At 58.3% G+C, this 22,652-nt stretch carries 17 protein-coding genes and 2 pseudogenes; 10 read left to right on the forward strand and 9 right to left on the reverse strand.

The genetic code is table 11. The features are described 5' to 3' along the window. Window positions 1-207: 207 nt before the first annotated feature. The 3 genes from B2J77_RS19420 to B2J77_RS19430 all read left to right on the forward strand — a co-directional run bounded on the left by B2J77_RS19420 (window position 208) and on the right by B2J77_RS19430 (window position 4,338). Entirely contained in the window at window positions 208-2,895 is a 2,688-nt protein-coding gene (locus tag B2J77_RS19420; protein ID WP_058639073.1) for a putative bifunctional diguanylate cyclase/phosphodiesterase, read from the forward strand. A gap of 151 nt (window positions 2,896-3,046) precedes the next feature. Then, window positions 3,047-3,712, forward strand: a complete 666-nt coding sequence (msrA, locus tag B2J77_RS19425; protein WP_058639072.1) for a peptide-methionine (S)-S-oxide reductase MsrA — start codon at window positions 3,047-3,049, stop codon at window positions 3,710-3,712. 2 nt (window positions 3,713-3,714) lie between these two features. Then, a complete protein-coding gene (locus B2J77_RS19430; RefSeq protein ID WP_078479252.1) occupies window positions 3,715-4,338 on the forward strand; it encodes a glutathione S-transferase in 624 nt (207 codons plus the stop codon). 51 nt (window positions 4,339-4,389) lie between these two features. On the opposite strand, the gene B2J77_RS19435 is transcribed toward B2J77_RS19430, so the two are convergent. Then, window positions 4,390-4,890 carry an ATP-dependent zinc protease gene (locus tag B2J77_RS19435; protein ID WP_058602983.1) on the reverse strand — a complete coding sequence of 167 codons (501 nt, stop codon included), beginning with the start codon at window positions 4,888-4,890 and terminating at the stop codon, window positions 4,390-4,392. A 182-nt stretch (window positions 4,891-5,072) separates the two neighbouring features. On the opposite strand from B2J77_RS19435, the gene B2J77_RS19440 reads away from it, so the two are divergent. The 3 genes from B2J77_RS19440 (at window position 5,073) to B2J77_RS19450 (ending at window position 8,466) form a co-directional block, all read left to right on the forward strand. Continuing rightward, window positions 5,073-5,954 carry an acyltransferase gene (locus tag B2J77_RS19440; RefSeq protein WP_058639069.1) on the forward strand — a complete coding sequence of 294 codons (882 nt, stop codon included), beginning with the start codon at window positions 5,073-5,075 and terminating at the stop codon, window positions 5,952-5,954. 217 nt (window positions 5,955-6,171) lie between these two features. After that, window positions 6,172-7,524 (forward strand): APC family permease, encoded by a 1,353-nt coding sequence (locus B2J77_RS19445; protein WP_058639068.1) that lies wholly within the window; start codon window positions 6,172-6,174, stop codon window positions 7,522-7,524. Between the two features lie 243 nt (window positions 7,525-7,767). Further along, the gene (locus B2J77_RS19450) at window positions 7,768-8,466 is read left to right on the forward strand and encodes an RHS repeat-associated core domain-containing protein (protein WP_228385155.1); all 699 of its coding nucleotides are present in this window, start codon (window positions 7,768-7,770) and stop codon (window positions 8,464-8,466) included. Window positions 8,467-8,477: 11 nt separating this feature from the next. Here B2J77_RS19450 and B2J77_RS19455 read toward each other — a convergent pair. From B2J77_RS19455 to B2J77_RS19465, 3 genes and pseudogenes are all read right to left on the reverse strand, one after another. Beyond that, window positions 8,478-9,053, reverse strand: a pseudogene (locus tag B2J77_RS19455) (DUF2780 domain-containing protein). A gap of 222 nt (window positions 9,054-9,275) precedes the next feature. Further along, window positions 9,276-9,410: pseudogene (locus B2J77_RS21685) on the reverse strand (transposase); the annotation flags it as partial. A gap of 92 nt (window positions 9,411-9,502) precedes the next feature. Continuing rightward, a protein-coding gene (locus B2J77_RS19465) for an IS5 family transposase (protein WP_194286090.1) occupies window positions 9,503-10,359 on the reverse strand; the annotation gives its coding sequence in 2 pieces (ribosomal slippage) (window positions 9,503-10,008 and window positions 10,008-10,359; 858 coding nt in all). Window positions 10,360-11,712: 1,353 nt separating this feature from the next. On the opposite strand from B2J77_RS19465, the gene B2J77_RS19470 reads away from it, so the two are divergent. The 3 genes from B2J77_RS19470 (at window position 11,713) to B2J77_RS21425 (ending at window position 13,715) form a co-directional block, all read left to right on the forward strand. Beyond that, a complete protein-coding gene (locus B2J77_RS19470) occupies window positions 11,713-12,492 on the forward strand; it encodes an RHS repeat-associated core domain-containing protein (protein ID WP_078479254.1) in 780 nt (259 codons plus the stop codon). Between the two features lie 300 nt (window positions 12,493-12,792). Next, on the forward strand, window positions 12,793-13,431 hold the full coding sequence (locus tag B2J77_RS19475; RefSeq protein ID WP_228385156.1) for an RHS repeat-associated core domain-containing protein: 639 nt from the start codon (window positions 12,793-12,795) through the stop codon (window positions 13,429-13,431). Beyond that, complete coding sequence (locus B2J77_RS21425) at window positions 13,404-13,715, forward strand: hypothetical protein (protein ID WP_153302522.1); 312 nt, start codon at window positions 13,404-13,406, stop codon at window positions 13,713-13,715. Before B2J77_RS19475 ends, B2J77_RS21425 begins: the two co-directional genes overlap by 28 nt. Before the next feature lie 1,266 nt (window positions 13,716-14,981). Here the strand turns inward: B2J77_RS21425 and fdhA are convergent. Further along, window positions 14,982-16,181, reverse strand: a complete 1,200-nt coding sequence (gene fdhA / locus B2J77_RS19480; RefSeq protein ID WP_023532721.1) for a formaldehyde dehydrogenase, glutathione-independent — start codon at window positions 16,179-16,181, stop codon at window positions 14,982-14,984. Window positions 16,182-16,614: 433 nt separating this feature from the next. On the opposite strand from fdhA, the gene B2J77_RS19485 reads away from it, so the two are divergent. Beyond that, window positions 16,615-17,580: an RHS repeat-associated core domain-containing protein gene (locus B2J77_RS19485; protein ID WP_153302523.1), complete on the forward strand. Its 966-nt coding sequence runs from the start codon at window positions 16,615-16,617 to the stop codon at window positions 17,578-17,580. 63 nt (window positions 17,581-17,643) lie between these two features. Here the strand turns inward: B2J77_RS19485 and purU are convergent, their stop codons facing one another. The 4 genes from purU to B2J77_RS19505 all read right to left on the reverse strand — a co-directional run bounded on the left by purU (window position 17,644) and on the right by B2J77_RS19505 (window position 22,650). Then, entirely contained in the window at window positions 17,644-18,501 is an 858-nt protein-coding gene (purU, locus tag B2J77_RS19490) for a formyltetrahydrofolate deformylase (protein ID WP_058638083.1), read from the reverse strand. Between the two features lie 11 nt (window positions 18,502-18,512). Continuing rightward, on the reverse strand, window positions 18,513-19,145 hold the full coding sequence (locus B2J77_RS19495; protein WP_078479257.1) for a sarcosine oxidase subunit gamma: 633 nt from the start codon (window positions 19,143-19,145) through the stop codon (window positions 18,513-18,515). Between the two features lie 155 nt (window positions 19,146-19,300). Then, window positions 19,301-22,318 (reverse strand): sarcosine oxidase subunit alpha, encoded by a 3,018-nt coding sequence (locus tag B2J77_RS19500; protein ID WP_058638085.1) that lies wholly within the window; start codon window positions 22,316-22,318, stop codon window positions 19,301-19,303. Then, entirely contained in the window at window positions 22,315-22,650 is a 336-nt protein-coding gene (locus B2J77_RS19505; RefSeq protein WP_027913567.1) for a sarcosine oxidase subunit delta, read from the reverse strand. The genes B2J77_RS19500 and B2J77_RS19505 overlap by 4 nt, the downstream gene beginning before the upstream one ends. Window positions 22,651-22,652 lie beyond the last annotated feature (2 nt).

The raw sequence follows: 22,652 nt of genomic DNA on the forward strand, positions 1-22,652 counted from the left end.
GGGAACAGGATGGCCCCGGCGTACGGCCGCGTTGCCGAGCATCGCTGCAAACCCGCACTGAACAGCCGTCCTACAGATTCCGTGGTGTCGGCCGATAACCCTGTTACAGCTTCGTACATGGCCGCTTGCCAGCTATAGGGACATGATGCAACCTTGCCAGATTCGACGCGGTCCAACGGGCGCGTTCCCTCTTCAAGCGAGTCTTCGATGAAAAGCCAACCCGATGCTGGCAACCGTGTGACGGGCGAGGTCGTCACGCAGTTACCCGTGCCCTCGCGGTTGGGCATGCTGCGCTTTGAAAGGCTCAACGAAGCCAGTTGGTCGCTGCTCTACCTGGACCCAGCCTGCGAGCGCCAGTTCGGCGTTCATGCCAGTGACCTTTGCGCGCTGGTCGATGCCCCTTACGCCAGCCTCATGGAACCCGAGGCCCGCTACCGACTTCATGACGACATCCAGCTGCAACTGTCGCAACGCGGCTATTACCGCGTGCGCTACACCCTGCACACGCCAGGCGCCTGCGTGCGCATGCTGGAGGTCGGCGAAGTTTTCAAACAGCATGCCCGCCAGTTGTTATGTGGTTACCTGAGCGTACTCGACGATCACCCGGAAGACACGGGCGAGACCGCCAGTGACCTGGAATCACGCAACAACCGCCTGCAGTTGGCCCTGCAACTGAACCAGCGTGCCCAGCGTGAGCAGCTCGAGCACCTGGAGCGCGTGCGCAGCCAGCAGGACCTCATCCTGCGCCTGGCCCGTCAACGCTACAGCGCCGAGAACTCGTTGCTCGAAGCCGCCGAACTGATCACCCGTAGCGCTTGTGAGATCTACAAGATCGACTGCGCCGGTATCTGGCACTTGGAAGGCCAACGGCTTGAGCCGATCACCGCCTGGTACAGCGACGTGCAAGCGCACCGCCAGCCCGAAGCCATCGATGCCAGCCGTTTCCCGGATTACCTCGAGGCCCTGCATGCCAGCCGTGCGATCGACGCGCACAACGCCGGGCACGATCCCCGTACACGTGCATTAATGCAGAGCCTGGGGCCTGGCAACAAGGCGATGCTCGATGCCAGCATCCGCGTCGACGGACAGGTGGTGGGCGTCTTGTGCCTGGAGCAGGCCGGCCAGCCACGCGCCTGGCAGTCCGATGAGATCGCCTTTGCCGGTGAGCTGGCCGACCAGTTCGCCCAGGTCATCACCAACCACAACCGCCGTGCGGCGGCCAGTGCGCTGCACCTGTTCCAACGCGCCGTGGAGCAGAGCGCCAGTGCCTTCCTGCTGGTGAACCGGGATGGGCAGGTTGAGTATGTGAACCCGAGCTTCACTGCCATCACCCAATACAGCACCGAGGAAGTGCAAGGGCGTCACCTGGGTGAATTGCCCGCCCTGGAGAACCTCAACGAGTTGCTGTTCGACTCGCCTTCGAGCCTGGCCATGGGTAACAGCTGGCAGGGCGAATTCAAGAGCCGGCGCAAGAACCTGGAGCCCTACTGGGGGCAGCTGTCGATTTCCAAGGTGTATGGTGACAACCGCGAGCTGACCCACTACATCGGCATCTACGAAGATGTCACCCAGAGCAAGCTTGCGCAGCAGCGCATCGAGCGGCTGGCCTACACTGACAACCTGACCAACCTGGGTAACCGTCCGGCGTTCATCCGCAGCCTGGACGAATGCTTCGCCCGGGATGTGCAGAATCCGATGTGCCTGCTGCTGGTGGACATCGACAACTTCAAGCGCATCAACGACAGCCTGGGCCATCATACGGGCGACAAGTTGCTTATCAGCCTGGCCAGGCGCCTGCGCAACAGCCTGCATGCCGGCGGCATCCTGGCCCGATTTGCCAGCAACGAGTTTGCCGTGTTGCTCGACGACACCAGCCTGGAGGCCGGCCAGGGGGTTGCCCAACAACTGTTGCGCACCCTCGACAAACCAATGTTCGTCGACAACCAGCTGATCAATGTCACTGCATCGGTGGGCCTGGCCAGCGCTCCCCAGCATGGTGCCGACCCCACCAGCCTGATGAAAAACGCCGGGTTGGCACTGCACAAGGCCAAGGCCAACGGCAAGCACCAGGTGCAGGTATTCACTGAGGTCCTCAACGCCGAAGCCAGCTACAAACTGTTCGTCGAGAACAACCTGCGCCGCGCATTGACCCAGAACGAGCTGGAGGTGTTCTATCAGCCCAAGCTGTGCCTGCGCAGCGGCCGGCTGCTGGGCTTGGAAGCCCTGCTGCGCTGGAACCATCCCGAACGGGGCATGATCCGCCCTGACCAGTTCATCAGCGTGGCCGAAGAAACCGGTCTGATCATTCCCATCGGCAAATGGGTGGTGCGCCAGTCGTGCCGCATGAGCAACGATCTGCGTGCAGCAGGGCTTGGCAACCTGCACGTTGCGATCAACCTGTCGCCCAAGCAGTTTTCCGACCCTGATCTGGTCGCCTCGATCAGTAGCATCATCGGGGAAGAAGGCTTGCCTGCGCACCAACTGGAGCTGGAGCTGACCGAAGGGTTGCTGCTCGAAGCCAGTGAAGACACCCATCGGCAACTCGACGAGCTCAAGGCATTGGGTCTGACCCTGGCCATGGATGACTTCGGCACCGGTTACTCCTCGCTGAGCTACCTGAAGAAGTTTCCGATCGACATTCTCAAGATCGACCGCAGCTTCATCAAGGACATCCCCGACAACCAGGACGACATGGAAATCACCTCGGCGGTGATCGCCATGGCCCACAACCTCAAGCTGAAGGTGGTGGCCGAGGGCATTGAAACTCCTGCGCAGCTGGGTTTCCTGCGTCGACACCGGTGTGACATCGGGCAGGGCTATCTGTTTGACCGGCCTATCCCGGGGCGAGAGCTGGCAGAGCGCCTGCAACGCTACCCGCGAGGCCCAGCCGCCTGACAGCAGCGCAAACCTCGGGCACACTAGAAACCATTCGGGCTGCATCGCAGGCTGGTCCGTCCTCACAGATCGCGCAGGTCATGTGATCGGGAACGGACTTGGCGGCGATGGCCCTGACGCTATCCAACTGAATAGACACAGAGGAACGGCCATGGTCCTGCGTTCGGAAATACTGGTGAACAAAAATGTCATGCCTACTGCGGAGCAGGCCCTGCCCGGCCGCGAAACGCCGATGAGCCTGCCCGAGTTCCACTACGTGTTCAAGGAGACGCCGCTGCTTGGGCCATTCTTCGAGGACGTGGATTTCGCGATTTTCGGCCTGGGGTGTTTCTGGGGCGCGGAACGCCGATTCTGGCAGCGTGAGGGGGTGGTCAGTACCGTTGTGGGTTATGCCGGCGGCTTTACGCCGAACCCTACCTACGAAGAGGTCTGCTCAGGCCTGACCGGGCACACCGAAGTGGTGCTGGTGGTCTTCGACAAGAGCAAAGTGAGCTACGGTGAACTGCTGACCATGTTCTGGGAACTGCACAACCCGACCCAGGGCATGCGCCAGGGCAACGATGTCGGCACGCAGTACCGCTCGGCCATCTACTGCACCAGCCCCGAACAGTTGGAACAAGCCAAGGCCAGCCGCGACGCTTTCCAGGCCGAACTGAGCAAGGCTGGCTTCGGCGAAATCACCACTGAAATCGACCAGGCACCGACGGTGTACTTCGCCGAGGCCTACCACCAGCAGTACCTGGCCAAGAACCCGGACGGCTACTGCGGTATCGGCGGCACGGGCGTGTGCATGCCGGCCAGTTTGCAAGGAAACTGAGCATGAGCACCATGACCCTGTTCCACTCGCCCCTGTCGCCATTCGTACGCAAGGTCATGGTGGTGTTGCACGAGACCGGCCAACTGGACCGAGTGGCACTTGAGCCTGTGAACATCAGCCCGGTCAACGGGGACGAGCTGCTCAACGCCGGCAATCCGATTGGCAAGATTCCGGCGCTGCGCCTGGCAGACGGTACCGTGCTGCACGACAGCCGGGTGATCTGCGAGTACCTGGATCAGCAACATGTGGGGTTGCCGCTGCTGCCCCGTGAAGGCTCTGCTCGCTGGCGACGCATGACGCTGGCCTCTCAGGCGGATGCCATTCTGGATGCGGCCGTCTCGAGCCGCTACGAAACATTCGTGCGACCGGTCGAGAAACGTTGGGATGGGTGGCTAGAAGCGCAGGGGGACAAGATCCGCCGCAGCCTGGCCAACCTTGAGCGAGCCCACCTGGCGGAGCTGACGTCAGGGTTCGACTTGGCCGCGATCGGCGTGGCTTGCGCATTGGGGTACCTGGACTTGCGCCAGCCTACGTTCGGCTGGCGTGAACGCCAGCCTGGCCTGGCGGCCTGGTATGCCGAGGTGAGCACGCGGCCTTCGATGGTGGCAACGGCACCGGCTGCCTGACAGACGGCCAGTGGAGCGGCCGCACCGATGCGCCTGCTCAGGCAACGATGATCAGCAGTCAGGCTTGCCAGCGGTGAATCGTTTTGCCGGATTCACCGCGCCCTTGAACTCGCGCAGCGCCTTGGCACCCACCAACAGCGGGTAGTTGAAGTTGCTGCGATCCACCAGGTTGACCTCCACGGTTCGCTTCACGTCTCCCAGGCACAGTTCCAGGTCTACCACCGGGCGCTTGGCACTCTCGGGTGTATCGCCCTCATCCTCGTCATCGGCACGGCCCTTGATCTTGCTGATACGCGAGACCTGGTGCTCGTAAACCTTGCCGTCGGCATCCTTGGTCGCCAGGCGGAAACGTACCCACTCCTGCCCATCGCGGGTGAACAACTCGATGTCCTTGGCCGACAGCGACGCCGTATAGGCGCCAGTATCCATCTTGGCCTTGAGCGTCTGGCCAATCTCCGGCAGCGCGATATTCTCGTAGCGCCCGTACAGCGTAGGTTCGGCGGCCATCACCGGTAGCGTCAACAACGTCAGCACGGCAAACAGTGATTTCACAAGCAAGCTTCCTTGATCGATTTACGGGTTAGACCGCACAAGCAGCCCAGGTTCGCGGTCCAAAGCCTAACCAACATAATGTGAAACATTTGTCCGTGCCGCCGGGCATTGGAGGTTTGGCGTAGTCTGCAAGCCTGCTTATCATTGCCGATCGTTATGGTTCTGACAGAAAGAGTCTCCTTATGCGTCGCGTGCTGACCGGCATACTCACAGCCACCTTGCTGCTGCTCAACACCTTGGTGTTGATCGGGCCCCTGCTGGTGTTCGCCTTGTTCAAACTGGTGCTACCTGGCCGTGGGCGCGACCGTGCATCAGGGGCCGTGATGTGGGTGGCCGAAACCTGGTCGGAAATCGACAAAGCCATCTTTGCCTTGTGCACACCCACCCAATGGGACATTCGCGGTATCGAAAACCTGCGTCGTGACACCTCGTACCTTGCAATGAGCAATCACCAGAGCTGGGTGGACATTCCCGCCTTGATCGAGAGCCTCAACCGGCGTACCCCCTTCTTCAAGTTCTTCCTGAAAAAGGAATTGATCTGGGTGCCGCTGCTGGGCCTGGCGTGGTGGGGCCTGGACTATCCGTTCATGAAGCGCTACAGCAAGGCCTTTCTGGAGAAGCACCCCGAGCTCAAGGGCAAGGATCTGGAAATCACCAAGGCTGCCTGCGAGCTGTTCAAGCGCCAACCGGTGACCGTGGTCAATTACCTGGAAGGCACCCGCTTCACCGAGGCCAAGCGCCAGGCGCAACACTCACCTTACCGCCATCTGCTAAAGCCCAAGGCCGGTGGCGTGGCGTTCGTGCTCGCAGCGCTGGGTGAGCAGCTCGATGCGTTGCTGGACGTCACCATTGTGTACCCAGGCGACAAGGCGCCAGGTTTCTGGGACTTGCTCAATGGCAGTGTCAGCCGGGTAATTATCGACATTCAGGTGCGCGAGCTCGACCCAGCGCTGTGGGCGGGCGATTACGAAAGCGATCCTGTTTTCCGTCAGACAGTGCAGGCGTGGGTGAACCAGCTGTGGCTGGAAAAGGATGAGCGGATCGGGCGGTTGCGTTGGGAATGAATGCACTTTGTTGCTTCTGTGGCTCTAGCGCCGGCAAGCCGGGGCCTGAAGGATCATGATAGCCATCGGACATTAAGGCGGCCGGGCTACTTGACGCTGGAACAGCCTGCCAATGCCCGCCAAGTTTTTTTTTCGGCCTCCTGATACTTCTTGTCACACACCCCTTTTGTGGATAAAGATCGATCACAGACAACTACAAAAAACTCTGGATCGATCGATGACCCAACCATCAAGCTCAGCCCCACCCCAACTCCGTCGAGTTCTGGGCCTCCCTGCCCTGGTATTCTTCGGCCTTGTGTACATGGTCCCGCTGACCATTTTCACCACCTACGGCATCGTCACCGAGCTTACCGGTGGCCGCACGTCAGGCGCCTATCTGATCACGCTGATGGCCATGCTGTTCACAGCCGCGTCCTACAGTTTCATGGTCAAACGCTTCCCGGTCGCGGGTTCGGCCTACTCCTACACCCACATGGCTTTCGGCCAGAACACAGGCTTTCTGGCGGGCTGGTCGCTGCTGCTCGACTACCTGTTCCTGCCGATGATCAACTACCTGCTCATCGGCCTGTTCCTGAATATCGCCTTCCCAGCAGTGCCGGCTTGGGCTTTCGTACTCGCCTGCATCGCCTTGGTGACCGTCCTCAACGTGCTCGGTATCAGCTCGGTGGCCAAGACCAGCAACCTGATCGTGGGCGCGCAAATCGTCTTCATTGGGGTGTTCATCGCGCTGTCCTGGCAGACCCTCAACCACGGCCAGCCCATCGACTGGCTGGCGCCGCTGCACGGTGACGGTAGCGCACCTGGCTTTGGTCCGATGATGGCAGGCGCGGCAGTGCTATGCCTGTCCTTCCTGGGGTTCGATGCCGTCTCCACCCTCGCCGAGGAAAGCCGCGATGCTCGGCGTGACGTGCCTCGGGCAATCATCCTCACCACGCTGTTCGCCGGCCTGCTGTTCACCGTGCTGGCCTATGCGAGCCAACTGGTGCTGCCAGGCAGCACCTTCGCCAATGCCGATGCTGCTGCGAATGAGGTCATGCTCAAGGCAGGCGGGCAGTTCCTGGCCAACTTCTTCACTGCCGCTTATGTCGCCGGTAGCCTCGGCTCGGCCTTGGCATCGCAGGCCGCAGTGTCGCGCATTCTCTACACCATGGGCCGTGACCGGGTGCTGCCGCAGCGCACCTTCGGTCACCTGTCGCCACGCCTCGGTACACCGGTATTCGCCATCGTGGTGGTGTCGGCGTTCTCACTGCTGGCGCTGGTGATCGACTTGTCCACCCTGGCCTCGCTGATCAGCTTCGGCGCCTTGGTGGCGTTCTCGGCGGTGAACCTGGCGGTGGTGAAGACGCATCTGATGGACGATGCAAGCCTGCGCACTGCGAAAGGGCTATTGAGCTATGGCGTAGTGCCACTGGTGGGCTTGGGATTGACGCTGTGGCTGTGGACCAGTCTGTCGGCGCTGACCTTGGTGATTGGCCTGTGCTGGTTTGCGCTGGGGCTGGCATACCTGGCAGTGCTTACCGCCGGCTTCCGCCGCCCGGTGCGCCTGGTGGACTTCACCGAGGCTGCCTGACCCAATCATCTCGCGGCCTGCGCGGCCCCTTGAGCGGCCTTGCCGGGGCGCCGGACCGGTCGGAAAGGGCCGCGTAGCTGTCCTGGCAGTCTCCACGGCGAAGCTGAAATTCCGGAGCCGCTACGCCAGGGCAGCTCCCCTGAAGTAGTCTGAAGCCAGCGGCGTGCACTAGTAATTCTGCTAGTTGTACCTGGCCTCGAAAGCGCCAAGACTCAGGCTTACCGACTTGCAAGGCCAAACCCTGTGTCAACAACGCTGCCTGCCTATTGCCCTTATGGGTACCACCAAAATCAAGCAAGCCCTGCATCTATGCTTGGCTTCAATGGTGAGCGATACGACCCGTTTACTTATGGGTATGCCTTGGGTCAAGGCTACCGTTGCTACAGCCCGACATTGATGCGTTTCCAAGGGCCAGACGACCTCAGTCCGTTTCTAGAAGGAGGGTTTAATACCTATATTTATTGCAAGGGTGATCCCGTTAATTACCAAGACGACTCAGGGCGTGCTCCGACGCCCGCGCAACTGACTGCGGCCATCAATAAGCTGAAGCCTGTTTCATCGGCCCGTGCCGAACAGCAAATCTTTACCAAAACAAATAGGCACCACGAGCAACCCGCCGCCCGTGCGATTAAAATGAAGCAGAAGGCAAAAAGCGTGAGTTTTGCGGAAGACACCATCTTTGAAAGGAACCGCTCTGCTCATTACAGGGAGTACCAAGAGCGAAAAAAACTTATCAACGAAATGAATCGGCTTCATACATTCAATGAGGAACTGAATAACGACCTCAATCAACTCTGGAGCCCTGTCACTCGAAGCAACTATCGAGCGTATGACCTCTTACCCGATTATCGGCGCCGGCTTGAGTCGATCAATCACAGCCTCCGTAAAGTGCAGTTGAAAAAGGAAGCAATCCAGTTACGCCTGCAACAAATCCGGCGATAAAGCACGCTATTTCACACCGACGGAGTGGCTGCCGCTGCTGGCATAGTCCATAGACTACCCAGATTCTGCAACAACGACCCGGCAATCCCCTGCTGCCCCAGGTACTGCAGAATCAACGGCGCAAACTTCCCGATCATCCCGGTATCCATCCCCAGCGCTTTGAACGCATTGTCCAGGTCGCTCCGGCTCTGCACATCGTAGCCCAACGCCTTGTTCAAGGCGGACTGGCTGCCCTTGTCATTGCCCAGCAATTCACCCAGCCCGCTCAACCCGCCCAGGACATTGGCGCCCGACAGCAGGTCCAGGCGCGGCATGACCTTGGTCAACTGGCCATAGTCGTCGCTGCTCAGGTTGTTACGCGCCAGCCCCAGCATCGCCCCTGCCCCGCCCACGGCCTGCTCGGGGGTGATATTCAACCGGCTGCCCAGCGTGTTGAGCAGGTTGGCCTGCCCTTCAGGCGCCTACACCTGGCTTTGTTGCTGCGGGTTCTGCATGGCGGGGACGGCGTTGGCAGCGTCGCTGAGGTTGAAGGCGAACACAGGGCTTGCGGTGAGGGTCACCAGGGTTGCCAGGGTGAACGCTTGCATCGGGAGGGACCTCGTTGGCCGGGATGGCCTGGGAAACGACGATTTTGACTCGGTAATTGGGAGATTGTTCCGATACTGTTGTCAGCGGGTGTTTTCCGACCAGAACCGTTAGCCACTCCCTGTTATTTCTGCCAGTAGCGGTGTGCGCAGATCGCCGAGATACTAAGCAGTACCCATGGTAACGGGGCGAAAAATATGTTCCGCCTTCAAAGCGAGCACAACGGAACAAAGTACCCAAAGCACGCCATCGAGCATCAGCCGGTCACTTACTCGAGGCCGACCATGCCTACGGGTTTCGATTAAAAGATCGGAAACCGCATCCCAGGCCTCATGCGAGATTTCGTATCGCTTTGCCATCACAGGATTCCTTTCCGTTGATGGCCGGGGAATGTACGAAATCATTGGGGATGCGTGGAGATAACTGGGTTTCTACGAATTTTGTACAGAGCCTAGGCTCTGTCTGAAAAAAGCCGTCGCATACACCGCAGGACACAAGCCAGCGAAACCATCGCGGCGTAACTTTTTGCGAGCTTGTCGAAGCGCGTGACGATCCGGCGGTTCTCTTTCAACCAGCCAAACATGCGTTCGATGATGTTGCGCTGTCGGTATTTGGGCCGGTCGAACAGTCTGGGTAAGCCAGGCTTGGGCTTGCGCTTCATCGAGCGCAGCGGGATGACGGGTTGCATTCGATATTGATCGCAGTAGCGGCGTAGCGCTTCGGCGTCGTAGCCCTTGTCGGCAAGTAGCCATTTACAGCGCTTGCGCGGACGGCCACGTCGGCTCGATGGAATGCTGACCTCGTCCAGCAGTGGTTGTGCGTAGCTGATGTCACTGGCTTGACCGCCAGAGAGGAGAAAGCGCAACGGTATCCCGTTGGCATCGCAGAGCATGTGGATTTTGGTTGTCAGGCCGCCACGACTTCGGCCTAGAGCGTGATCGGCAGGCTCGTCAGGCCTCCTTTTTTCCGCGCTCCAGATGAAGCACGGGTTGCTCTAACAGCGGTCGAATCGATCATCCAGGTGTGGAGATCGATCAAGCCTTTGTCATTGAGTCTGAGGTGCAATCGTCTGAGCATCTGATCGAACGTTCCGCGGTTTCGCCAGACTCGGAAGCGGTGATAGACAGTCGCCCAAGACCCGAAACGCTCGGGCATATCTCGCCAGGCTGCTCCTGAGCAGAGCACCCAGAGAACACCATCGAGCATCAAGCGATCACTGCTGCGGGGCCTGCCCCTGACGTGGACTGCCGTAAAGAGGTCGGCGACCACCTCCCATGCTTCATCAGAGAGCTCATAACGCTTTGCCATCACAGAATTCCTTTCCGTTGATGGTCGGCGACTGTACCGAACCCAGGCTGTTCCGCGGCCACATTTCAGTTTCTTGGGATTTCAGACAGAGCCTAGAAGCAGACGTGCTTTGTGTTGGGACAGGTCGGCTTGTGAAACACAGCTTGAACGCGTGGCGTCTAGCAATTCTGCTAGTTGTGGATGGCCTTACTGTGAGGAACACTTAGCCGACACGTCCTTGCGGAGCCTACACGGTGACAACGGCCTACAGCGCTTACGAGTACAACAGTCAATCTCACCAGCTCGCCATCCTTGGGCTTAACGGAGAGCGGTGCGACCTACTCAGTAGCTTACACATGCTAGGGCAGGGCTTTCGATCATACAGTCCCATGCTGATGCGCTTCAATGCATCGGACAGCTTAAGCCCATTTGATGACGGGGGGGTATCAATATGTACAGTTATTGTTCTGGAGACCCTATCAACTATTCAGACCCAACGGGCAATTTTAGAAGTGTGGCGGGACGCCCAAGAAGCATCCTGAAAAGAACCTCGACCTCCGTGTCTATGTTTGCTGAAACGGGTACGCCACGCAGACAGGTTCAAACAGCCGACTGGGTTAAATTCCACTATTACGACGAGGAGGTTCGCATGAGATCTGCAAAGCTCTATACTGAGATGAAACCTATAAAGCTTGAGCCAGACATGACACAGCCCCCATTCGCGGCCCAACCTTATTACCCATACCTTCACGTCAAAAATTGACAGAGGGTTATCGAGGATTGGTTACAATCTACAGTACAACAACCACTAAGCTTCATCGAGCAAGGTCATATCTTGAATATAAAGCGATCCGGCAGGAGTCAGTATCGCTAGACAATCTTGAGCGCATTGAAAAGCTGGAGTTCCGATACAGTACATTACGCAATCTGTATTATAGCTACCATACCGATTATAGGCGGTCGCCCCACAGCATGCGGCGGAAGTCCGGCAGTTTGGTTGACTGCTCGATGGTCAGAAACGAGCGCTCCTAAAGGAACCGATGGCGTAGCCGGGAGTTACGACAGTGACGTGCGTTTGCGCAGAAACTAGAGACACGATCTGGGCTTAATCGTCCTGATCAGGTTCTGGGGCCGCGCTCCGTGGTGAAACCCTGTATAAACCGGGGCCATGAATTCTCTGTCTGGTGACCTTCCTGATGACCTTCTTTTGCTCAAGCAACTTTTGCTTTAGCCCCTCAATCGCCAGGATGAAACCAGGTGCTGAGGCAGCGATCCTTCACCTATCACTTATACCAGTAGATGGACATAAACCAATCAAGATACTGATAGTCCATGGGACGCCAAGTACTCTCAAACATCCAGGAGGTCTGAAAGATGGAGTTGATTGAAACACGTACTTATACTGCCTATGGGCAGTGGCGAGCGTTGTCATCGAACGCGACACGCCTAGGGTTCAACGGAGAGCCCATAGATAAGTCTTTAACACTCTACCTTTTAGGAAATGGCACCCGCGGCTATTACCCGGCATTAATGCGATTCATAAGCCCCGATACAGAGAGCCCATTTTTCAGAGGGGGCCTGAATTGCTATTGCTTCACACTCAACGACCCGATTAACGGTAGCGATCCAACGGGCCACTTTACGATATTCAGTAAAAGCATAACTTACAAATATCCATTATTGCCAGTCAAAAATCTCCCGGGCAAAGCCTTCTATGCCCCCTCCCCTGTTAACCCCGAGGTGAAGGCTCTAACGATAATGGCGCATTCTGGAGAGCAGGGCTTTGGCAATAGAACAACTGTAGACTATCGAGAATTAATGACGTTATTAACCAATGCCAAGGTACTCAAGAAAGGAATGCCCTTACATATCATAGGCTGCAGATCTGCACACTTGGCCGAATCAATCACAAAAGACTATAACATCGAAACCATTGCTTATAAAGACATTGTGAACGCCCCCTTTATCCGCGCACCCGCACTCCACTCCAATTTCAAACTCATCGAAAAAGAGTCTACGTTCAATAAGTTGACCGGCAGTAAATCAGCTTACTCCAGCCGGGTAGTTTTCGAACCCATCAGATCAGCTCGGAGGCATACTACAAACAGCCAAGCCATCAGAAACCCTAACCAACGGACTGATTTACTTTATTAAACGAACGCTGCTACCGTCGCCATGACTCCATCCGCACCGGAGGTTGCTCAAATTCCCGAACATTTGAATGTGCATTATTCCCTGGTGGAGGCTTTTGAAAGATACTTGCCGGCGCTCTAGGTCGCTTTTACACTGGGCTGCATGATGGTCTCGGCCCGTCGTTGTGAACGTGCCGTCCGAAGGGCGCGGGTCGGCGTTCTAGGGATTCGTACAGCGCCTAGCATTTTTGTCAGTAGCGGCTCCCCCCTCATCCGATCCATGATCGGTCACATCTCAGTGAATCATGACGGGAAGTCTCCCATGCCAACGAGTATGAATATCACTCAATTGTTCTACTCTGGTAGCCATTTGCATACCGTTTCAGGAGCAACTCACAGCGTCCTCCTGCGTGGCGGAGTCCTGCCACTGGCTGAACTCAACAGCACGCTCCCTACGGGATTGCTCGCAACCGATCAAAACGGCTCAGCCATGCACGCTGTTAACTCAGCTGACCAACTCAAGGTGTATACCCCATACGGCTACCACCGCGCTGCGCCATCAGGGCTGCAACTCGTAGCCTTTAACGGTGAACGGCTCGATCCAATATCGGCAGGTTACCCGCTCGGCAATGGCTACCGGCTATACAGTCCGGCACTGTTGCGTTACTTGGCGGCTGACAGCCTTAGCCCATTCGACATTGGCGGCATCAATCCCTATTGCTACGTGCTAGACGACCCCATCAATAAATCCGATCCTTCCGGACGTGCCCCAGGCATACCGCTGATAAACAAACTAGGTGTACTGGCAATCGCGAAAAAAAACCTTTTAGCAGGTCGCTTACCATCCAGGCTCATGGTGGGCCAGGCGAGGCGCTCGTGGGCAGTGAAAGACTGGGTGCAGCGGAATTTAATGCGTTTCTTCAAGAGAATGGCGTGTTTGCTGAAAAATACAAAAAAATAACGTTATGCATGTGTTATTCAGCCAGCACCGCCGAGAATAATTCGATTTCTTTTGGGCAAACATTCGCCAACTTTACCGGCCGTCCAATCAAAGCGTTCGATGGCATCGTATTTCACCTCGTGAGTGAATATAAAAAATCCGGAAAATTTGAAATTCAAATCTTGAAAAAGGACGCTCGCAATCACACCGATGCGCAAATCAGTGTCTCTCCGGACGTGCCCTTCAACTACCGCCCCAAAATATTCATGCCAATTGATCAACAAAAAAAGGTAAGGCAAGACTGACCAGTCGGAAATTTATAGGTTCGAGACAGCTCTAGTGCCACACTAAGAAATGTACAAAAATTTGAGCATGAAGAAAGCTTTAGCCTTTTCAAGACACAACAATGACGCCCCAACCGGCCTCAAATATCTTACGAGTAGTTGACCCATAGGGCAATGGAGGCTTTCTTGCTTAATCTATTCTACCAACACAGCACCTTGTGCACAGTCACTGACGCTCATCGTCAACGCTCCCTCTTTCGGTCCGATAAACATAGTCTGGCAGAACATAATTCCGATAGGAGTGGAGCACCTCTTCTGCTAGGCTACGGACCAAAGAAACATCATTCTGCATGACCGCTCTGGCCGGGATCTAGACGCTCACACCTATCTGCCTTTCGGATATTCAGTAAATTCCCCAGCCAGCGAATACTACAAGGCTTCAATGGAGAGTTCATTGAGCTACAGCTCGGCGCCTATCTACTAGATTTGGAATACCGCATGTATACGCCTGCACTGATGCGCTTTCAATCGCCAGACAACCTAAGCCCTTTTAGGCGGGGGGGGGATCAACTGTTATGCCTACTGTAGCAATGCCCCCGTCAACTACACCGACCCCACAGGCCATGCACTTGTCCACTTGAAAAATGGTCAAACACTGCAACCTTATAAGAACCACGCGGGGCCCCTGCCTAATGTGTTCAAGCTATCCAGGCTAAGACGCACAACCTCTCATGCTAGCGCGCTGAATCCAAACCCACCCAAATATGTTCCTCCCACAGAAGACTATTACAAGAGGATCAGGGAGCCTGACATATTTGAATCAATCATCAGCAATCTTACTTTCCAAGATGCCGCCGCCTTTGCAAAGACCGCCCAATCCAATAGAAGCTATGCCGTGCCGGTCATCGAGCGGTACATGTCAATAATCTCAGATACAGATGCCACCATGGAAGCCGTCCGGTCTGGCGTACTCCCCGGTGTCCCTAGGAGGTTTGGACAAAGCCTGGGCTTGGAGCTGAATCCCTATCTGCGAGACATAAACGCTTTAAGCTCAATTCATAGAGCAGCGCTTGGCGGCATCCGAAACGTTGTCCGACTTATAAGATTTAACGGGGAGTATGATGCACACGCAAATCGTTTGCGTCGCGACAGTCTGCTGGGAGAATGAACCACGGTCGAATCAGCGTGATTAAATTAACTTGCTATAAATACGCCTGGGATCAACTTACTTGTTCCCTTGATGCAGAAAGCCCCTCGAATTGAGGGGCCTCCATTATTCGACGCTAATTACGCCGCCCCCCACATCTTATGCGGGTCAATCACAAACTTCTTCGGCACACCCGCATCAAACTCGCCATACCCTTCTGGCGCCTGATCCAGGTTGATCACCTGCACGCCCACCACTTCGGCAATGTTGATGCGGTCCCACATGATTGCCTGCATCAGCTGGCGGTTGTACTTCATGGTTGGGGTCTGGCCGGTGTGGAAGCTGTGCGATTTGGCCCAGCCCAAGCCGAAGCGGATGCTCAGTGCACCGATTTTGGCAGCAGCGTCCACCGCACCCGGGTCTTCGGTCACGTACAGGCCCGGAATACCGATCTGCCCAGCCACACGGGTCACCTGCATCAGCGAGTTCAATACAGTTGCCGGCGCCTCGTGCTTGGCGCCTTCATGGCCATGACCGCGAGCTTCGAAGCCTACGGCATCGACGGCGCAATCCACTTCCGGCTCGCCGAGAATGTCCACGATCTGTTCGTGAAGCGGCGTGTCCTTGGACAGGTCGACCACTTCGAAACCCTGGGACTTGGCGTGGGCCAGGCGCGCAGGGTTCAGGTCACCGACGATGACGCAGGCGGCGCCCAGCAGGCGGGCCGAAGCGGCAGCAGCCAGGCCTACAGGGCCAGCACCGGCTACGTAGACGGTGCTGCCAGGGCCGACCCCAGCGGTCACCGCACCGTGGTAGCCGGTCGGCAGAATATCGGACAGGCAGGTCAGGTCACGGATCTTCTCCATGGCCTTGTCGCGTTCTGGCAGTTTCAACAGGTTGAAGTCAGCGTACGGCACCAGCACGTATTCGGCCTGGCCGCCCGTCCAGTCACCCATGTCGACATAACCGTAGGCACCACCAGCACGGGCCGGGTTGACGGTCAGGCAGACGCCCGTATGCATTTCCTTGCAGGAGCGGCAGCGACCACAGGCGACGTTGAACGGTACCGAGACCAGATCGCCGATCTGCATGCGCTCGACGTCACTGCCCTTCTCGACAATTTCGCCGGTGATTTCGTGGCCCAGCACCAGACCGACCTGGGCCGTGGTACGGCCTCGGACCATGTGCTGGTCGGAACCGCAGATGTTGGTGGAAACCACCTTGAGGATCACGCCGTGCTCGATCTTCTTGCCGCGTGGGTCTTGCATTTTCGGGTAGTCGATTTTCTGCACCTCGACCTTGCCCGCGCCGAGATACACCACTCCACGATTGCCAGACATGCTCTTACCTCGCTTTATTTGTATTTATGCAGCGGTGGTGAACGCGCCGCCATCCATGGGCGGCATGTGTTACTGGATGGGGGAATTGTGGGCTCGATGGGCGATGTCACAGTGACTGGTTGCGACAGGGGTATGCCTGTTAGCGGCGCCTACCGCCTGGAGGGTGAGCGGTCGCAGCCAAGCCGCTACCTGACATTTATTTGTATGCAGCCAGCGGTGGTGAACGCGTCACCCTCCATGGGCAGCCCGTGTCATTGAAATGTAGGGGTGGTGGGCGTGTTAAGCCGCTGTGCGGTGACTGGAGACAGCAGGGGATACTTTTTCACCGTGCCCCGTTTGGCAACCTATTAGTTTTGCCAGTGGTAGAGGCACGGCGGGTGTTGAGAATGGACGTGTGTCAACCGCGCTCATCCGTTGCACAGAGACGTTCATCATGACGACAACGAACCGTTCACTTTATTTCTACCAGGCCAACAGACTCATCGCAGTGCAACAGAGTGGCGACCACCGCTCAGTTTTTCGCACCGCAGGCACACCCTTAGCCGAACAATTATCAGGACAACTGGGCACGAGCCTGCTCGCAGTCGAGGGGAGCGGCACCGTACTGCGGGCCGGCTGTGCTGGTCAGAACGAACCACACCACTACACAGCTTACGGGTACGATCCGAAACTGCCGTCCTACATGACGCTGCTGGGGTTCAACGGCGAAGTATTAATTGCGTTGCAAGATGACTACGCCCTTGGCCAAGGCCATCGCTGTTTCAGTCCGGTGAGGATGCGCTTCAATACGCCCGATAGGTTGAGCCCTTTCGAGGCGGGCGGTTTGAATACTTACTGTTACTGTGAAGGGGATCCCGTCAATTACATAGACCCCAGCGGGCAAATGAAACGCTTAGGGAGGAACGCCAAGCCGTCCGTGAGTGCTCATAATGCGAGTACCCGACGACCCCGCCACTCACCGCCTCCCACCACCGGGTTGTCAAACTTAACAAACAACAACAAGACGGTGGCGGCCGCACAACCGCCTGCGTCAAGGAAACCCGCTGGGCTTTTACCCCGGCAGGCCGTATTACGTTCTGACAACCCCAATCCCAGCCCTAGGTCTGATTGGATAGAGGACCCCAGAAGTGACTCATTTATATTCAACGTAAATATAAACCCAAAACCCACGGCCGTGGTCACACCCATTCAAACTTCACGGCCATCAAGCCCCTACCGGCAGCAGCCCCACTCCCCTGCATCTTCAGCGAACTCGTCAAGGGACTCGACGCCCGCTGAAAGTCGATCATCCAGTCCTCCATCTGGACTGATACCCGACTTCGTTCAGAGAACTATCGATATTCGCCAAAGCTCTTTTTACAGCCGTCGACATGATCCATCTAATTTCTATGGCTCATAGCCAGCATGCCGGCTCCCACACGGGCATCCACTGCCCTGATGTCCAAACAGCCAGCACAACCGGTCAGAGCACAACCGTCCGATTGGCGTTCAGAAACACCCGCCTTTCAATGTGGTACCCCACCGCCCGCGCCAAGGTCAGGCACTCGATGTCTCGCCCTTTGGCGATCAGGTCCTCGGGGTAATAGGTGTGGTCCACCACCTCCACGCCCTGGGCGATGATCGGCCCTTCGTCCAGGTCGTTGTTGATGTAGTGCGCCGTGGCCCCGACCATCTTCACACCTTTGTTGTACGCCTGGTGGTAAGGCTTGGCGCCCTTGAAACCCGGTAGTAGCGAATGGTGGATGTTGATCGCGCGGCCATCGAGCTGGCGGCACAGTTCAGGCGAGAGCACCTGCATGTAGCGGGCGAGGATGACCAGCTCTGCGCCCGTGTCCTCGATCACCTGCAATACCTTGCGCTCCTGCGCAGGCTTGTCTTTGGGATCGAGCGCGAAGTGGTAGTAGGGAATCTTGTGCCAGTGTGCCAAAGGCTCGAGGTCGGGGTGGTTGGAAACCACCGCCGCCACGTCCATGCCCAGTTGACCGATGCGCTGGCGATACAGCAGGTCGTTCAGGCAATGATCGGCCTTGGAGACCATGATCACCACCTTGGGGCGATGGTTGGGCGCCGTCAGCTCGAACGCCATGCCAAACGCCTCGCTGCGCTCGGCAAGGCCTGCACGCAACCCGTCTTCGTCGAAGCCATCAGGCACGCGAAACTCCACGCGAATGAAGAAGCGCCCTGACAGCCGATCATCGAAGGAATGGTGCTCCGTCACGTAGCAGCGTTGCTCGAAGAGGTAACGCGTCACCACGTCGACGGTACCGAGCATGCTCGGGCAGTCGGCGGTGAGAATCCAGGTATCCGGTGCCCGACTCATGGTGTTTCTCCTTAAGCCTCGATGGCCAGTCCGTACTCAGCCGATGCGTCCTGCAGCCACAGCCACCAGTAATCGGAGAAGCTGCGGCGGATGACCAGTTCCCAGGTGTCTTCGGCGGTGCGCCGAATCACCAGTTGCGACTTGGCAAACACCGTGCCGACAGCCTTGCCGACCGGGAAGTTGTTCGGATGCACGTCATAGCTGGTGGATTTCATCAGCACTTCGCGCACGTTCGGGCCGCGCAGTTCCAGCAGGCTCTGCCCACCGCTGACGTTGACCACCTGGATGTGTTGCCCTTCCAGGGCATCGCGCAACTTCTGCTCAATCGCCACTTCCTGCCCACCCGGAACGATCAGCAGCCATTCGTCAGGGCCGACCCATTGCAGCGACAGGTCGCCATTGGCAACGACGGTCAGCGCCACCGGCAACTCCAGGCCCAGGGCCTTGTGGACGCCACCGGCAAAGGCGGGATCATGGCCGTTGCCACGCAGGGTCAGGTGACCGAGGAACTTGCGCTCGCGCAAGGTCACGCCGGCATTTTTGCGGCCCTTACCCACCAGGCTCGCCAGGTCGGCGTGGTGCAATGGCGACTCGGCCTTGGCCAAGGCACCAGGGTTTTGCTCGAAGACGTTGATAGCGCTCATTTCATACCTGCCTAGAATTCTTGTTCGTCGATGGGATGCAGACATCCGGTCCTGCAAACTCTGCCGGCCTCATCGCCGGCGAGCCTGCGCCGATCCTTGACATCTGCATCGCGCCATTAGGAGCAGGCCTGGCCTGCTCCTAATGGAGCCCGGAGTCAAACGTTCTGCCGCTCACCCTTCGGATCGAAGAACACCGAAGACACGATTTCCGCCTCGATCACGCTGCCATCGGCCTGAGGCGAGTAGACACGCTCGCCCATGCGCTTGAGGCCGCCCTTGACCACACCCATGGCGAACGAGTAGCCCAGAGAGTTGGCAGCGTAGCTGGAGGTAACGTGGCCAACCATGTCCATCGGGATGGGCTGCTTCGGATCGAACACCAGTTGAGCGCCTTCAGGCAGCCACTGGTTCGGGTCGATCGGTTTCAGGCCAACCAGCTGCTTGCGGTTTTCACGCACGCAGTCTTCACGGTTCATGCCGCGCAGGCCGATCCACGAATACGGCTTGTTGCGCCCTACGCACCAGCTCATGTTCAGGTCGTCCGGGGTCATCGAGCCGTCCGTGTCCTGGCCGACGATGATGAAGCCCTTCTCGGCACGCAACACGTGCATGGTCTCGGTGCCGTACGGGGTCAGGTTGTACTTCTTGCCTGCCTCGACGATCTGCTCCAGCACGCCCATGGCGTAGTTGGCCTGCACGTTGATTTCGTACGACAGTTCACCGGTGAACGAGATACGGAAGACACGGGCCGGCACACCGCCGACGTTGCCTTCCTTCCAGGTCATGAACGGGAAGGCTTCCTTGTCCATGTCGATGTCGGTCAACTCGCTGAGCAGCTTGCGGCTGTTCGGCCCGGACAAGGTCATGGTCGCCCAGTGGTCGGTCACCGAGGTGAAGTACACCTTAAGGTCCGGCCACTCGGTCTGGTGGTACAGCTCCAGCCACTGCAACACGCGCGCCGCGCCGCCAGTGGTGGTGGTCATGATGAAGTGATTGTCGCCGACGCAGGCGGTCACGCCGTCGTCGAACACCATGCCGTCTTCCTTGCACATCAGGCCATAGCGCGCCTTGCCCACATCGAGCTTGGTCCAGGCGTTGGTGTACACGCGGTTGAGGAACTCGCGCGAATCCGGGCCCTGAATATCGATCTTGCCCAGGGTAGAGGCGTCCAGGAAGCCGACGCTGTCACGCACGGCCTTGCATTCGCGGGCAACGGCGGCGTGAATGTCTTCACCGGCCTTGGGGAAGTACCACGGGCGCTTCCACTGGCCGACGTCCTCGAACTCGGCGCCGTTCTTCACGTGCCAGGCATGCAGGGCCGTAAAGCGCACGGGCTCGAACAAGTGCCCACAGTGACGGCCCGCCACCGCGCCGAACGTCACCGGCGTGTAGTTGGGGCGGAACATGGTGGTGCCCATTTCCGGAATGGTAATGCCCATCGAACGCGCCGCAATGGCTAGGCCGTTGATGTTGCCCAGCTTGCCCTGGTCGGTACCGAAACCCAGCGCGGTGTAGCGCTTGACGTGCTCGACCGACTCGAAGCCTTCACGGGTAGCCAGCTCGATGGCAGCGGCCGTGACGTCGTTCTGCTGATCGACGAACTGCTTCGGCGCACGGGCGGTGCCCTTGTCGTGTGGCACCTGGAACAGCGCCAGGGTGGCGTCTTCCTTGCGCGAAACGGTTTTCGGCAAGGTGCCTACGCTGGCCTTGAAACCTGCTTCGGTGGCTGCACGCACGCCGCCTTCGAAGCCGTCGGCAATGGCATCGCCCAACGGGTAGACACCGTTGATGCCGCCAACGCACTCGCGCTTTTGCGGGGCATTGCCCGGCACGAAGCCCAGGATGTCTTCACGCCATACCGGACGGCCGCCCAGGTGCGAAGCCAGGTGAACCACAGGGCTATAGCCCCCGGAGGTGGCGATCAAATCGCACTCGAGGGTTTCACCAGGGCTGGTGACCTTGTGGGCCTGCACATCGATGGCCGCCACACGAGCGCCGGTGACGTGCTTGCTGCCCTTGGCTTCGATGACGGCACTGGAAGTGAGGATACGAATACCCTTGGCGCGCGCTTCTTCGACCAGCGAGCCACGTGGGTTGTGGCGCGCATCGGCGATGGCCACCACTTGCAGCCCAGCATCGTGCCAGTCCAGCGCGGTACGATAGGCGTGGTCGTTGTTGGTCGACAGCACCAGCTTGCGGCCAGGTGCTACGCCGTAGCGACGGACGTAGGTCGAAACAGCGCCGGCCAGCATGTTGCCCGGCACGTCGTTGTTGCCGTACACCAGCGGGCGCTCATGGGCGCCGGTGGCCAGTACGACACGTTTGGCCCGTACACGGTGCACGCGGTGGCGCACCTGACCAAGCGGAGCACGGTCGCCCAAGTGGTCGGTGAGGCGCTCATGGATGGTCAGGAAGTTGTGGTCGTGGTAACCGTTGACCGTGGCGCGTGGCAGCAAGGTCACTTCCGGCAGGCCTTCGAGCTCCTTGATGACGCCACTGACCCATTCAGCGGCCGGCTTGCCGTCGAGGGTTTCACGGGTGTCCAGCAGGCTGCCACCGAATTCTTCCTGCTCGTCCGCCAGAATCACGCGAGCACCGCTGCGCGCAGCGGCAAGAGCTGCCGCCAGGCCCGCAGGCCCTGCACCGACGATCAGTACGTCGCAGTGCTGGTTCATGTAGTCGTAGCTGTCCGGATCATTCTGCAGCGGCGCGCGGCCAAGGCCGGCTGCCTTACGGATGTACTTCTCGTACGTCATCCAGAACGACTTAGGGTACATGAAAGTTTTGTAGTAGAAGCCCGGCGGCATCATGCTGCCGCCCACCTTGCCGAGGATACCCATGACGTCATTGTTGACGTTCGGCCAGCCATTGGTGCTGGTGGCGACCAGGCCCGAATACAGGGCTTGCTGGGTGGCGCGCACGTTGGGGATCTGGGTGGCTTCGCTGGAGCCGATCTGCAAGATGGCGTTCGGCTCCTCGGTGCCTGCGGCAATGATGCCGCGCGGACGCGAGTACTTGAAGCTGCGGCCAACGATGTCGACGCCGTTGGCCAGCAGGGCCGCTGCCAGGCTGTCGCCGGCATAGCCCTGGTAAGTCTTGCCGTTGAAGGTGAAGTTCAACACCTTGCTGCGGTCGATACGGCCGCCGCTGGCGAGGCGATAGGTCTGGCTCATACGTTGACTCCCCGTTCGTTTACAGCAGCCGAGCGCGCCGGTGTGTGTTCACGGGCGCTGACTTGCGGCTTCTCGCCAATCTTGTAGGTTTCCAGAATCTCGTAGGTTTCGGTGTTACGGGTGACGTTGAAATACTGACGGCAGCCGGCAACGTGATCCCACAGTTCGTGGTGGATACCGCGCGGGTTGTCACGGTAGAACATGTACGTGCCCCACTCCTGGTCGGAGCAGGCGTTGGGGTCCAGCGGGCGGGCAATGTGCGCCTGGCCAGAGGCGTGGAACTCTTCTTCGGAGCGCAGCTCGCCGCAGTGGGGACAGAAAATATGCAACATGA

The organism is Pseudomonas parafulva (assembly GCF_002021815.1).
GTDB classification, from domain to species: Bacteria; Pseudomonadota; Gammaproteobacteria; order Pseudomonadales; family Pseudomonadaceae; genus Aquipseudomonas; species Aquipseudomonas parafulva_B.

What these genes read in the sequence shown, in the direction of transcription:
- B2J77_RS19495 (WP_078479257.1), bottom strand. Translation starts at nt 19,145, where the DNA reads ATGAGCGCTATCAACGTCTTCGAGCAAAACCCTGGTGCCTTGGCCAAG.
- B2J77_RS19420 (WP_058639073.1), top strand. Translation starts at nt 208, where the DNA reads ATGAAAAGCCAACCCGATGCTGGCAACCGTGTGACGGGCGAGGTCGTC.
- B2J77_RS19430 (WP_078479252.1), top strand. Translation starts at nt 3,715, where the DNA reads ATGAGCACCATGACCCTGTTCCACTCGCCCCTGTCGCCATTCGTACGC.
- B2J77_RS19485 (WP_153302523.1), top strand. Translation starts at nt 16,615, where the DNA reads ATGACGACAACGAACCGTTCACTTTATTTCTACCAGGCCAACAGACTC.
- B2J77_RS19505 (WP_027913567.1), bottom strand. Translation starts at nt 22,650, where the DNA reads ATGTTGCATATTTTCTGTCCCCACTGCGGCGAGCTGCGCTCCGAAGAA.
- B2J77_RS19440 (WP_058639069.1), top strand. Translation starts at nt 5,073, where the DNA reads ATGCGTCGCGTGCTGACCGGCATACTCACAGCCACCTTGCTGCTGCTC.
- purU (WP_058638083.1), bottom strand. Translation starts at nt 18,501, where the DNA reads ATGAGTCGGGCACCGGATACCTGGATTCTCACCGCCGACTGCCCGAGC.
- B2J77_RS19500 (WP_058638085.1), bottom strand. Translation starts at nt 22,318, where the DNA reads ATGAGCCAGACCTATCGCCTCGCCAGCGGCGGCCGTATCGACCGCAGC.
- B2J77_RS19445 (WP_058639068.1), top strand. Translation starts at nt 6,172, where the DNA reads ATGACCCAACCATCAAGCTCAGCCCCACCCCAACTCCGTCGAGTTCTG.
- B2J77_RS19470 (WP_078479254.1), top strand. Translation starts at nt 11,713, where the DNA reads ATGGAGTTGATTGAAACACGTACTTATACTGCCTATGGGCAGTGGCGA.
- B2J77_RS19475 (WP_228385156.1), top strand. Translation starts at nt 12,793, where the DNA reads ATGCCAACGAGTATGAATATCACTCAATTGTTCTACTCTGGTAGCCAT.
- fdhA (WP_023532721.1), bottom strand. Translation starts at nt 16,181, where the DNA reads ATGTCTGGCAATCGTGGAGTGGTGTATCTCGGCGCGGGCAAGGTCGAG.
- msrA (WP_058639072.1), top strand. Translation starts at nt 3,047, where the DNA reads ATGGTCCTGCGTTCGGAAATACTGGTGAACAAAAATGTCATGCCTACT.